Source organism: Pseudomonas alcaligenes (genome assembly GCF_014490745.1).
Classification (GTDB): Bacteria; Pseudomonadota; Gammaproteobacteria; order Pseudomonadales; family Pseudomonadaceae; genus Aquipseudomonas; species Aquipseudomonas alcaligenes_C.
The window spans coordinates 2,903,622-2,916,965 of the sequence record NZ_LZEU01000001.1; the positions used below are offsets into that span (position 1 = coordinate 2,903,622).

Annotated in this window: 10 protein-coding genes; 1 reads left to right on the top strand and 9 read right to left on the bottom strand. The window is 57.3% G+C overall.

The genetic code is table 11. The features are described from left to right. Positions 1-12: 12 nt before the first annotated feature. A complete protein-coding gene (locus A9179_RS13135; RefSeq protein ID WP_262410585.1) occupies positions 13-1,080 on the top strand; it encodes an AraC family transcriptional regulator in 1,068 nt (355 codons plus the stop codon). Between the two features lie 455 nt (positions 1,081-1,535). Here the strand turns inward: A9179_RS13135 and A9179_RS13140 are convergent, their stop codons facing one another. The 9 genes from A9179_RS13140 to A9179_RS13180 form a co-directional block, all read right to left on the bottom strand. After that, the gene (locus A9179_RS13140) at positions 1,536-1,799 is read right to left on the bottom strand and encodes a hypothetical protein (protein ID WP_187806504.1); all 264 of its coding nucleotides are present in this window, start codon (positions 1,797-1,799) and stop codon (positions 1,536-1,538) included. Between the two features lie 142 nt (positions 1,800-1,941). Continuing rightward, positions 1,942-3,990, bottom strand: a complete 2,049-nt coding sequence (locus A9179_RS13145; protein ID WP_187808590.1) for a TonB-dependent receptor family protein — start codon at positions 3,988-3,990, stop codon at positions 1,942-1,944. A 267-nt stretch (positions 3,991-4,257) separates the two neighbouring features. Beyond that, positions 4,258-6,315, bottom strand: coding sequence for an outer membrane protein assembly factor BamB family protein (locus A9179_RS13150; RefSeq protein ID WP_187806505.1), 2,058 nt, complete (start codon positions 6,313-6,315; stop codon positions 4,258-4,260). A gap of 292 nt (positions 6,316-6,607) precedes the next feature. Then, the gene (locus A9179_RS13155) at positions 6,608-7,270 is read right to left on the bottom strand and encodes a hypothetical protein (RefSeq protein ID WP_316851835.1); all 663 of its coding nucleotides are present in this window, start codon (positions 7,268-7,270) and stop codon (positions 6,608-6,610) included. Between the two features lie 35 nt (positions 7,271-7,305). After that, complete coding sequence (locus tag A9179_RS13160; protein WP_187806506.1) at positions 7,306-7,962, bottom strand: c-type cytochrome; 657 nt, start codon at positions 7,960-7,962, stop codon at positions 7,306-7,308. A gap of 9 nt (positions 7,963-7,971) precedes the next feature. Beyond that, positions 7,972-9,444: a flavin monoamine oxidase family protein gene (locus tag A9179_RS13165; RefSeq protein ID WP_187806509.1), complete on the bottom strand. Its 1,473-nt coding sequence runs from the start codon at positions 9,442-9,444 to the stop codon at positions 7,972-7,974. Between the two features lie 97 nt (positions 9,445-9,541). Continuing rightward, positions 9,542-10,906, bottom strand: a complete 1,365-nt coding sequence (locus A9179_RS13170) for an NAD(P)/FAD-dependent oxidoreductase (RefSeq protein ID WP_187806511.1) — start codon at positions 10,904-10,906, stop codon at positions 9,542-9,544. 298 nt (positions 10,907-11,204) lie between these two features. Beyond that, positions 11,205-12,185: an aminotransferase class IV gene (locus tag A9179_RS13175; protein WP_187806513.1), complete on the bottom strand. Its 981-nt coding sequence runs from the start codon at positions 12,183-12,185 to the stop codon at positions 11,205-11,207. Between the two features lie 104 nt (positions 12,186-12,289). After that, entirely contained in the window at positions 12,290-13,207 is a 918-nt protein-coding gene (locus A9179_RS13180; protein WP_187806515.1) for an NAD(P)-dependent oxidoreductase, read from the bottom strand. Between the last annotated feature and the right edge of the window lie 137 nt (positions 13,208-13,344).

Below are 13,344 nucleotides of genomic sequence, written 5' to 3' on the forward strand. Positions count from 1 at the left end.
CAGACTGCCCAAATGCACCGAAGCCTGTCATTTACTCCTTTGGTCCGGGCCATCAGCCTCATCGGCTTCGATGAGTTCGCCACCCGCCAAGGCCTCAACCCGGTTGAAATGCTTCGACGCGCATCGATACCGCAAGAGATATTGCGAGGGCATGAAGGAGTCCTCTCCTACCGCAGATTCTGCGGCCTGCTCGAGCTTTGCGCTCGGCACTCCGGCAATCCCTTGTTTGGCCTGCACTATGGGCTCCAGCAAGGAGTCGCTGTCTTTGGCGAACTGTTCTATCTGATACGCAACGCCAAAACGGTCGGTGATGCCCTGGCCGAGCTGCGGGCAAGTTACTCGCTGTACTTCAACGATGCCGATATAGGGCTCGATATCGAAGATGGCCGAGCCTTCCTTAGCTACAGCCCAAACGAGCGCGACATACCCGGGCTGTGCCAGGCTGAGGAATCGGCATGCGCGGTTGGGCTGCAGTTGATGCGCACCCTTATCGGCAACAGCTGGCAACCCAGAGGAATCCGGCTTCGGCATCTCCCCCTCCAGGGTGAGTCGCACTACCGGCAGACCTTGGGCCTGCTCCCGACTTTCGATGCCCGCTGCTCTGCGATGGAGTTCGATTCGACCGATCTTTCACTGCCACTGAGCTCGGCAAATAAAACACTGTACCGCCTGATAGCCGAGCACATGAGCAAGATCGAACGCCTGAAGGCCGACGAGTTACCCAGCTACGTCAGGCAGTTGCTGCGTCATCTCCTGCCCTCTGGGCGTGCGACTACCGAGAAAATTGCCGACTGCCTGGCGATTCACCCACGCACGCTACAACACTGGCTGGCGCAGGAAGGCACGTCCTTCCAACGGCTTCTGGATGAAACCCGCCAGGAAATGGCGGGACAGTACCTCGAAAATCCATCGATCAGTACGGCACAGATGTCCGGGCTACTCGGTTATTCGACACCCAGCGGATTCAATCGCGCATTCAATCGATGGTTCGGAATAAGCCCCTTGGAATGGCAGGAAAGGCACGGCATCAAACGACAACCTCGCCTCCTGCGCATCAGGCGTTCTGGCATCCTGGATTGATACCCCGAAGACTTGAAAAGCTCTTTCTGGAACATGCCCGGCAAGACGTTCTGGGTAATTTCACAAAGCCAGTCGACGAGTTCGCAGCACCCACGGCGACTAGTCTTCGTTGTTATTCAGCAGGGGGGTTCCAGATCAGCAACTCAAGCGCTGCAGCGATTTGAATGCGGTGATCAGCAAGCTGCACCGGCAACAAATCCTGAGCACGCTCCAGTCAGCAACCAGCTCAAGAAAGGCGTATTCAGTCGCTAAGACCTGCCCTGGAGAGGGGCAACTATCTCAAGGCATAGCCAATCAGATCAGGCCATGGCACCTGGCCACTCGAACTGGATATTGACTTGGGAAACGGGCGACGATCAGAACCTGCGCCAATCGCCCGCCCGTCTACAAGCCATCCAGAATCAGGAGCTGCCTCACCCGGGACAGACCAGAATTGGCGATGTACGCTCCTGGCACTATTTGAGCTCAGGCGTCCCTTGTCGTAGAGGCCACCAGTGCAGAAAGCCGAACAGTATCGTCAGCAGCAGGCTCACCGCCAAGGATCCCGGGTAGCGACGCACATAGCGAAACACGATCGGCACCTCCAGCAGATGGATAGCAAGTAGAACGCCCGCCGCGTAGCACAGAGCTATTTCCGCGCCGAAAGGCAATGAGGTGAGAAGGCCGATTAACGCCAGCAGGTAGATGGCCAGACAGCATGCTTTCAGTAGCTTGTTCATCTTCTTAGCGCTCTTGTATTGATTCAAAATGTGGATGGCCAGGGCAGCATCTGCTACTCCCGGCATACACCTTTATTTTTCTGGATCGCATGACGCGCTCCTGCCGTCTGGCGCCCTGCCCTGTTTCAAGGAAACAGCATCGTCAGAAGGTATATTCCATACCCGCCCCCAGGTACCAGGAGCGCCCAGGTGCCGCCTCGTAGTAGCGAGCATTGCTATCGCCGACTTTCACCGAGCCGACGTACTGGCGATCCAGCAAGTTGTCTAGGCGTACAAGCTCGTGGAACAACCAGGAACCAGCACGCTGCTCGAAGCGCGTGCGCCAGTTGAATACCGCATAGCCGGGTGCAGGCTTGTCTTCGTTGCTGTCTTCGACGTAGACCTTGCTGCGATACTGCCCTTCGAAGCCCATGCTGATGTCATCCCTCGGCTTCCATACCAGCTCGCCAAATAGGCTGCTACCCGGCACACCCGGCAGGTAGTTGCCCTTCTCGATGGTGCTCCCGCCCACGACGAAAGCCTCATCGTAAGTGGCATCCAGACGCGTGTACGCAAGAGAGGCCTGCCAGTGCTCGCTCAGATCGCTTTGCACACCCAGCTCGAAGCCGCGGCGCAAAGTCTTGCCGGCATTCTGGTAGCTGGTACGACCGTCAGTAGAGCTGGCGACGACGATCTCGTCGTCGGTGCGAATCTCGAAAACTGCCGCATTGACCCGCGTGTCGCCGGCAACCTTGGCCTTCAAGCCGATCTCGTAATGTGTGCTGCTAGCAGGAGCGAGGCCGAAGTTGAAGCCCTCCACCAAACCAGGCGCGTAGGCCATCTCGGCCTGCGTGGGCGTTTCGAAACCCTTGCCGGCACTGACGTAGGCGTGCAGCGCTGGGGTAAAGGCGTACATGGCCGAGATGGATGGATTGTTCTGTTGGTACTTCTTCGTACCGCTGGAATCACCGTTGTCCAGGTAATGGTCATCCACCTCCATCTCCATGGTGCTATGACGCACGCCGGCATCGAGCGTCCAGTTCCCAAGCTCCCATCGCGCCTGCACGTAAGGGTCGAGACTAGTGGCAATATCATCTTCGCTGCGACGTAACTCACCCTTCACACCCAGCTCATTGCCACTGAAGTTCTGGTAACCGCGGCGGTCGTCGCGGCTGAGGTCATAATCGACGCCCGTGGTGACGGTCAGCTCACCAGGCACCCCCATCACCGGCTGGATCCAGCGCAGCGTGCCGCCATGGAATTCGCGATCGAAGTCCACCACCCCGCCTCCACGCTGCGAGTTGGAGGCAACACCTTTGGGAATCGACAGGTACTGAATCACACTGCGCTGGCCGGCATACAGATTGAGCTGCAGGGTGGCGTCGCCGAAGTAGCGCTCGTAGTTCATGCCGAACTGCTGGTGATCAATACTCTTGCGCGTGTTGTAGGTCTCCGCCGCTGATGCAACAGAGCGAGGATCATCCTTATAACCTGCCCAGGTTTGCCCCATCGGATCCTGGGTGTCGTTCTGTTCCAGGCTGCTGAAGATCAGCGCCATGCGGCTGTTATCGTCTGGCGTGAAGTTGAGCTTGGCGAAGGTCTGGTCGCGGCGTGCGGCGCTGTGGTCTCGGTAGCCGTCGGTGTCCATACGCGACGCATCCAGCAGGAAACCAGCCTGATCAGTACCGCCCTCGGCATAGAGATGGTTCTTGTTGAAGCCGTCACTGCCGAATGTGGTTGCGGAGCCTACCCTGGGCGAGCCGTAGCCATCGCGGGAGAACATCTGAATCACCCCACCGCTGTTACTGCCATAAAGGGTCGCAGCCGGACCACGCAGCACCTCGAAACGCTCAGCGACGTCGAGGTTGAGAGTCGCCGCCTGGCCCTGCCCATCCGGCGTACTGGCCGGGATACCATCGCTGAGCAGCTTTATTCCACGAATCCCGAACGCCGAGCGTGCACCGAACCCACGTGAAGAAATCTGCAAATCCTGAGCGTAGTTCTGGCGATTCTGCACCACCAGACCGGGTACACGCTGCAACGCTTCGGAGACATTGACACCGAGCTGACCGTCACTGATTTCCGGCTGCTGCACGACATCGACAGATGATGATGACGGAGCGGGTATGTAGCTCCCCGTTATCACCAGCGGGGGAAACTCTCGACCACTTTCAGATACATCATCAGCATGGGCCAGAGCCCCAGCCAGCATGCCGCAGGCCAGCTGCAATGACGTTATTGCTAGATCCCGTTTGAACATCTCAAACCTCAAGCTATACCTGCACCCACATCAGCTAGTGGCACAAGCTAAACACAGGGCAAAACCTGTCTAACCCATGCAGTAGAACAGATGGTTTGATTGGCGCTATATCGAAGGAAATATCGTTACTGGGTGTGCTTCTACAGGGGTACCCCGCAGCAGGTGAAGGGCGGGTAACGAGGCACTAACGCGTACCTCGCTACCAAGCCAACCACCAGACTACTGAGAAGTACTCCAGCGGGTTCCCTCAACGGGCCCCTTGCCTTCATGGGCATCCCAGGCCTGGTTTATCAGGTAGGCAAAAATTGCCTTGAGCTGCTCATCGGTAAAGTCGGCGAAAGCCGGCATGCCACCGCCACCTTTGGACAGCGCACCCTGGCGAACAACAGACTCGAAGAATTCGTAGCTGGGTGGCGGTGCGTAGATGAGGTTAGGCACACGACCACCCGCGGCGTTGCCAAAGTAGCCATGGCACTCCGTGCAGCCACTTGCCTCAAACAGCTTCTGGCCGAAGGCGGCTGCTTCTTCAGGTTGTCGCGGGGTCAGAGGAGCGGAGACTTTCTTGGGCTCGGCGAAGGTCGGATACTCTTTGCTTCCGCCAAGCTTGAATGCCAACAACCGCGGCGATGTTCTCGCCTTCGGAGCGGAAGCAAGATCCGACATCAGAGAACCGGTAGCTGCCGCAGTTCCTGTGCCGGTCGGAAGCAGAACATACTGTTCCCCATCAACCATGACCGTCGATGGCGCCGCACGTACTGCCCCACCAATGTCATGGCTCCACAGGGTTTTACCAGTCGCGTCATCGAGGACCAACATACGACCATCCCCGGTACCCTGAAATACCAGGCCGCCCGCGGTATGCAGCAAGCCGCCGTTCGTAGGCAGTGGCGTACGTGATGAACGCCACTTGACCGTATTTTCGCGCACATCCCACGCCACCGTCTCACCATAGCTTTCGCTTACTATTGGCTCGAATGACTGACCACCCAGCACGGACTCGGGGTCATCCCTGACGAGGGTCGGCTGTACCATGCTAGGAATGAAAACGGTTTGGCTTGCAGGGTCGAATGCCAATGCCTCCCAACCATGCGCACCTAAACCGCTTGGAAGCTGTATGTAGCTCTCGCCCGGGTGAAGCCAGTACTGCCCTTTCGGTTTGAAAATCGGTCGACCGTTGGCATCCAGGCCAGTGGCCCATTCCATAGGCGTATAGGCAGAGCCCGAGATGAACTTGCCGGTCTTCGCGTCCAATGCATAGGCGAACCCGTTCTTGGGCACACTAATGACGGATCTTTGCGATTTACCATCGACAGCAATATCGGCCACCATAATGCCCACGCTCGCGTCATAGTTCCAACCATCGTGCGGCGTTTGCTTAAAGTGCCATTTATATTCTCCAGTTGCGGCGTCCAATGCCACGATGGAGTTGGTGAACAGTTCATCACCCGCATCTTCACCGCGCTTGGATGGATCAAAGGGTGCGGGACCGCCTACGCCGATGTACAACTGCTTCAACTCGGGATCATAGGCCATCGCATCCCATACGCTTCCACATCCATGAGTTTTGGAATACCAATCTTTACCCCAGGTTTTGGCCGCATTCTCGTACAGCGCTGACTGCGGCTTCGAAGGGTCGTCCGGAACCGTATAAAAGCGCCAGCGGTGATCACCGGTTTTGGCATCAAAAGCATCTACATAACCACGAGTCATGCCTGTATCCAGACAGGCATTGCCGGTGAAGACCAGATCCCCCCCGACTCTCGGGGCAGCGGTAATGGCGTACATATCAACCGAGTCACAGGACTTGGCTTCCCACACTTTCTTCCCAGTCACTTGATCAACGGCGATCAACCGGCAGTCACCTGAGGCAATAATTACATTGCCCCCACTCAATGCGACGCCACGATTGAAGCGACGCCCCCAATAGCCCGCAAATGAGGAACCCTGTTGAGCATTGTCGTCCTTGAAGTTCCAAATCAACTTACCCGTCTTCACATCATTGGCAATGATCTGACCATTGGGTGCGCCTTGGAAAACAATGCCATTCTTGACCAACGGGTTACCAACCAGACCATCGCTAACAGGCAGATCCACCCACCAGGCAAGCCCCAAAGACCCGACATTCGTCTTATCAATGGTTTTAAGCTCAGATGCGTGCTGCATCTCGATCGAGTTACCGAGAAACTCCCAATCTGTGTTTGTTTTCTGTGCTGACAAGCCATCGCCATCACATCCAGCAATCGCAATACATAGCGATAACAGAATCTTTGTTTTCACACGACCTCCTCTTTCCTCTATCGCGTTGTCCAGATAAGACCCAGCCCAACCAGACACAAAAAAAACGCCCCGAAGGGCGATAAAAAGCAGGCACTTCTGCCTACCACGGAGTAAACCTATGCAACCTTGGACTCAACGCTGTTACGACTATTGGACAGCACCACCCAAAAGCCAACACCAAGAACGCTATAAGCATGGTGCAAAGTATTCTTCGGCAGAAATTAAAAACTCGACCTATACGCGCACGAGCAACCAGTCTTATAACCAAGGCGAACTATTTTTATAAAAACCGCTAGCGAACCGAAACAAGCACGTGCGCGGAAACGCTCTTTGCACGCTCCAGCGCAGCATAGGCGTAATACAACTGGATTGCGCCATAAGACCAAGTGATGAAAGCCCAGGTCATGAAAACCATATGAGTGTCATCGCCGGGAATAGGGAAGAAATCATAGGTGATTGCCACTGCCAGGCTGACTACGCCGCCTACTGCCGTAGCCATTGCGTGGAAGCTCTCTCCAGCGCGCGCCAGTCGCATGATGAAGTAGGCAAGATAAGTCGAGTAAGCCGTCCACATGATCACGTAGAAGTATGGACGCGGCTCGTCAAAGAAGTCCGCCAGGAACACGACGAAAGTACCAGCAAATGCAGCTGCGAACAGCATGATTTCCTTGAGAGCAGACGGCTTATAATTATGGGTAAGCGCCATCATGCCGAGAGTAGCAATAATCGGCATACCGAAACTACGCGAGAATGAATCAAGGAACATTGTAATGGAGTAATTAACCTCCCAGCCAGTCAACATATAAGAGGCAAAATTCGACGCCGAGAAAGCAACAACCCACCACTCCAAGCCGAGCAGGTAATTATTTTTCTTGATGAATTTCGCACCATAGATCCAGCCGCAAAGAGCCAAAGTAATACAGGTAACAAGTCCGAAAATATCTATGATTTCCACAATAGCAGCCTCTATCAAATACTGAATTTAGCGCTTCACTTCGCCACAGGAGCTAGGGCTGCAAGATATTCAGCCAGTGCCTTGCGATCATCCGCGGACAAAGTCGAGACAACGGCCGTCATTGCGCCTGAAGGATCCTTGCGTTCCCCCTTGGCGAAGGCATTCAGCTGGGCCAGCAGGTACTCGTGCCCCTGCCCGGCCAAACGGGGAAATTGATCGTGCCCCATCAGGCCTTCGCCGTGACAAGCTGCGCATGCTCCGCTCTTCACCAGTTGTTCGCCCTTCGCCTGGAGCGCGGTATCCGGCGTGAAGGTTACGTTTTCGACGGCAGATTGCCTGGCGAAGTACTCCGACAAGAACCGGATCTCAGTCTCGCTAAAGCTCATAGCCAGCGGCGCCATCGTTGCACTAGCACGCTCGCCACTGGCGAAACGTTTGAGCTGCGCCGCCACGTAGGGAGCGGGTTGCCCTGCCAGGTTCGGGTAGTTCTGATTGAGCGAGTGTCCTTGCTGACCATGGCAATGCACACAGACTTGGGTCAGGCGGGGCCACGGCCCCTCATCGGCATCCCTAGCCGCAGAACTCGTGTCCATGAAAGTCATCAGACGATAGAGATCCAAACCATCACGACCGTAAACAGCCAGCAACCCGGCAATCACGGTGACAGCACACAAGGCGATTATTTTCTTCATAGTTATCTCCTACACCCGGCGCAGGGCATTGAGCACCTGCAGAGCACTGTGGTGGCCTGAGCGCACGGCGCCGTCCATGTAACCAGCCCAGATATCCGCGGTTTCGGTACCGGACCAGAACAGGTTGCCGCACTGTGGACGCAGAGCCTCACCATGCTTGCTCCAGAAGCCTGGCGGGATTGCCGAGACGCAGGTAATCGTCCAGGGATCGGCAAACTTCCAATCGTGGTCGTGATATTTCAGAGGCTGGCGGGCTTCCTCCCCCAAGGCTCGGGCCAGGACATCCACAACGAGTTTTTTGGCTAATTCAGGATCCGAAGGCACATTGGCGTTGGAAACGAAGGCATTGATGATGCCGATCTCGCCATTGGGCGGCGAATTGTCATAGGCCCAACCAACGGCACCTTCCGACATCATGACTTGGCCATTCAGGCCTTTTTCCCGCCAGAACGGACGGGAATACACCACGGCCGCCTTGCGACCTGGAGAATGCGCAGGCCAGGCACGCTGCAACGCGGCGCGTGCGTCCGGCAGAGCCGGCTCGAACTGCACCTGGTTACACAGCGCCGGGTGAATGGCCATGATGACCTTACGCGCGCGAACCACACCCTGATCCGTGTGCAGGCTTACGATCTCGTCATTCCAATTGGAGATCTTGCGCACCGGGCATTGCAAGCGAACCTTGTCGCCCAACTGCTCGGCCATTTTGATACTGAGAATCTGTGAACCACCCACAAGACGAGTGCCTTGCGCGGCGTCCTTCATCGAATCGAGGGTTTCAAAATCGCAATTGGCCGAATTGATCATGGACAAGTAATGCAGGAGGCCCATTTTCTGTACGGGAACACCGCCACTGATCGACACAGTCGAGTCCCAGCCCAACTGGTTCTCCATCTTGACGTTTTGCTGGGCCAGCCAATCGCCGACCGAGAGCTTGTCCCACTCGGCAGCCCGTGGTGACTTCCACGGCTCCCCCGAGGGCACTTCGCGAGACATCACGCTCAACTTGTCAGCTACCGGCAAGTCGGTACCCATGCCACCGTGGAAGTCGATCTCGAGTCGCCCATCCCCGCCCAGAATGACTGAGCTTCCTTCGTAGTACGAAGGGAAAGTGCCGATCTCAAGCTGTCTGGCCAAGTCCGCCACTGCGGTTTGGCCAGGCCCAGTCCATTGGCCGCCAACTTCAGATACATACCCTTCGTATTGGAAGTTGAGCGTGCGCCCGCCAACTCGATCCCTTGCCTCAAGCACCACGAAGGACTCGAGGCCCCCCTGGCGCAGATCCCGGGCAGCGGTCAGCCCGGCCAGACCGCCGCCAATGATGGCCACGTCCAGGATGTCACCCGCATCACTGGCGGACGCGGCATGAGCCAGCCCCACTTTCAGACCCAAACCGCCTACAGCCACCGTGGCTCCGGCCAGTTTCAATAATTGCCTGCGTGTTGAATCCAGCTGGGTGTCGGAGGTGGGTTTCCTGGCCATGTGTGATACCTCTGTTAATTGTTCTTAACGATCGCTAACCAACAAGGACTTCGAGCGCCTGCACGCAAGTTCGACAACGCCACGCGGCGCTATCCGGTTAGCCCGCCGTGGCAGCTTTACGAGCTTTACGGTTCGTCCAGTCGTCATACTGCTTGACCGCCGCGAAAGTGGCCTTGAGGGCACACCACTGGAATGGCTCGGGCAACGTGGAAGGCGTCTTGTGCTGCAGCGCCGTGAAGAATGCGCTCTCAACGCCGCTGATTCGCTCGGCAAGCAGCTGCCCCATGAACGAATGGGTGGCGAGACCATGTCCCGAGCAACCGGACACATAGAGGATGTTTTGCTGCGCCCCGGTTGCGCCAACCACCGGCAGCGCGTCATATGCCACGCTGACGTATCCGCTCCAGCAGTGCTGGATGCCGAGGTCGTACAGAGAGGGATGGCGCTCACGCAGGGTCTGCACCAATGCGCCATAGGCGCCGTTATCCGGCACGTTGGGGGTCTTCGAGCCGTAGACGTAATTCAACTTCTTGACCGTCAACACCATGGTGTTGTGCGCCGTCAGACGGTGGCTTTCCATGGTCAGGTGCGGCGTGATGATCCCTTCCCGGCCGTGCCAGCCGAGCGATGCCAACTGCTTCGGGGACAGCGGCTGGGTTTCAATCGCCGAAACCCGTATCGGCGCAACCTTGTCACGCAGCAAGCCCAACTGAGGCGTATAGGCATTGGTCGCCAGCACCATGACCCGTGCGCTTGCGCTACCGCGAGCGGTCTTGCAGGTAATGGTCGGCCCTTCGCTGTAGGAGAGCAGCGGCGTTTTTTCGTATAGCTTGACCCCAGCCTGGATCGCTGCCCGGCGCAATCCGCTCACGTATTTGCCCGGATTCAGCGTGCCGCCGCGCTGCTCACTGCCGAACAGGAAGGCTGGCGGAATTCCACGGGCACGCATCTCGGCCTGGTCCACGAAGCGGGTTACTGAACCCAGCTCATGACCGAGCGCCATGCTGCGACGCAGCCACTTTTCCTGCGAGGGATGCACGACAGCTCGGATGATGCCAGAGGACTTGTAGTCGCAATCGATGCCCAACTCGAGCAGCCGTCGCTCCACATAGCACACCGCCTCGTCGTAGAAGCTGACGAACTTCCTCGCATGCTCATGACCAACACGCTTGGCGAAGAGCTCGAACTCGATGCCCATGCTGCCCAGCAGATAGCCGGCGTTACGCCCGCTGGATCCGAAGCCGCCGAACTCCTGCTCCAGGACAATGACTTTCGCACCGCGCGCGTTCAGCTCAAGCGCCGTGGACAGACCGGCAAAACCAGCCCCGACCACTATGACATCGGCGCTGTCATGACCTTCCAGTTGCGGTTGCAGATCGTCAGGCTGCTCTACCCAGCCACCGATACGACGAAAGCGCAACGATTCGAAATCGCTGCTGGCCACTTCACTTCTAGGGCTCATACACCGCACTCCTGGGCTGGGTTAGCTGTTGTTTCACTGCACTGTAACGCTGCGCTCAATTTTACGCAACACATGTTATTTAATCTGTCGTTACATAAATTATGCCGCCGCCACGCAGCCGTTTCCGCGGCAAATAGAACCCTTGGCTGGCCAGTCAGCGGCGTGAGAAAGGTGGAGGAAAATGCAGCAGGGATGGCAACTCAACCGACCAGGAAGCCCTGGTTCAGCTGAGCCGCAATGCACAAGATGAGCCCCAATGGAGCGCCGACGCGGCGGCCATCCCCTCGGGTGTTTTGTTCTAGATACTCGCAGGCTCGCGATAGTTGACTGGGGTACCCAACCAGCCAGCCCAGCGTTTTCGCCAATACAGGTTGTGGATCAGGACAACCTGCTCGCCAGGGCCGGCCACGCCTCCCAGCAGTTTTCCGTCAACGCTGTTGATCGGCATGATGCCGCCGGCGGTTGAGGTCAGGAAGGCTGCATCGGCCTCGCGCAACTGATCGACATGCACCCGCTCGACACGTGTCGGGATGCCGATCTCTTCGGCAAGTTCCAGGGCGGTTCTACGGGTGATCCCCTCCAGGCAGCCACTGTCCGGAGTAAACAGCGTACCGTCCTTGATGAAGAAGATATTGGCGCCGGGAGCCTCGGTCAGATAACCCTGCGCATCGCACAACACAGACCAGTCACAGCCATTCTGCATCGCCTCAACCAGGGACAGCTTCAAGTCCATCCAGTGGAAGTTCTTGGCTGTTGGATCCACTGCATTCGGGGGTATACGGATGTACTTCTGGCTGACCATCAGGTCGATGCCGCGCGAGCGCACCTCATCATTCGCGATGTAGGCATAGGGGACGACGAAAGCGTAGAAGCAGTTCTGGTAGGCACTGAGGTCGCCACGATTCGCTGGCGTCTGACCGCGTGTCACACACCACCAGATATAGGCCTCTCTGGTGCCGGCCAGCTTGACCAGGTTGGTCAGAACTTCCGCGGTCTGCTCCTTGCTGTAGGGGTTGCTCAGAAAGAACTTTCCACAGGCCTTTTCAAACCGCTCGAGGTGATCCTCAAGCCGGAAAATGAAACCCTTGCTGGCACTGACAACATCATAGGCAGCATCGGCATGGATAAAGCCCGTATCGGTAATCGGAATCGCCGCTTCGTCAATGCTGCAGTAGACGCCATTGATAAAAGCCGATCCGTGAGCGTACTTGGGATCGTGATCCAGCCGGGTATGGGCCGGGTCGTTATGCATAATCTGTTCAGCTTGAATAATTTCCACGGTAGCCCCTCGCGTGAAGTTAGGTGCGCCTTGCGCTATCGCGAACGGCCTGCGCGTCCGGACACGCACAAACCTCGCATTGGCCAGGCGATCTTCGATCTCAGTTAGTGCCCTGCTGGGGCTGTGCCGAACTCGGGCGCGAATGACTTGGTCGCGGCCGCGATGTCCTGATCGCCATAGCCCATTGATTGCGCGCGCTGCACTACCTTGCACACAGCGTCGAAAACCGGGGTGCGAGCACCGTACGCATGCATGGAGCCAGCGATGTACTCGAAGGCATCCACATGCACATCGAGTCGCGCCTGGTCACCCGCGAAATCCTGCTCCTCGAAACGGCGCACCGCGTCCTCAAGCGCATCGGCGACGAAGAAACGTGAAGCACTGGATAGGAGCCGAGCCATCTTCGGCAGGGACATACCAAAATGCTGACTCGCGCCTACAGACTCGTAGAAGGCGACCATCGCGGTAAATGAATACGCGTGGAGCATGCTTGCAAATGCCAGTGCTTCTTCCCAAGGCAGGAACAGCGCATGCCCGGAGAGCACTTCAAGCAATTCCTGATGCCGCTCGAAGGCTTCACGCTCGCAGGTATAGATGCAGTAGCTTTCGCGATGACCGACATTGCGTGGATAGGCCACGACCATCCCTTTGACGTAATGGCCACCAGCTGGCGTGACGAGCTCCTGAAGCGCCAGGTCATCCTCTTCCGAGCCCGTAGTGAAATTGACGATCGTGCAATTGGCGAGCGCATCAGCCACGCCATCCGCCCCGAGAGTCTGGCGTAAAGCGGGGCCGTCCAGCAGCACGCAAACTGCAACAGGGCTAGCCTCCAAGGCGGCCTCTGCAGACTCACAGAGGTGAGCCCCCTCGGCCACGAGCGCATCAGCCTTGCCAGGTGATCGATTCCAGATCGCCACGCGCTTGCCCTGCTTGAGAAAAGCTCGCGCCATTATCGTTCCCATGGCCCCAAGCCCCAGTACGGACACATCAAAGCCGGAGCGACGATCATCATTGCTGCCCAAAGTGCAATCCTCTTTGCTTGACCGCAATGCTGCGGTTGTGGGGTTTTATCTCTGCGTCACGACGCCATCGGCGTTGGAGCCCCCGATACCGAAAAAGCCATGTACTGATCGGGGGCAAGGCCGCAGCCTCAACACTC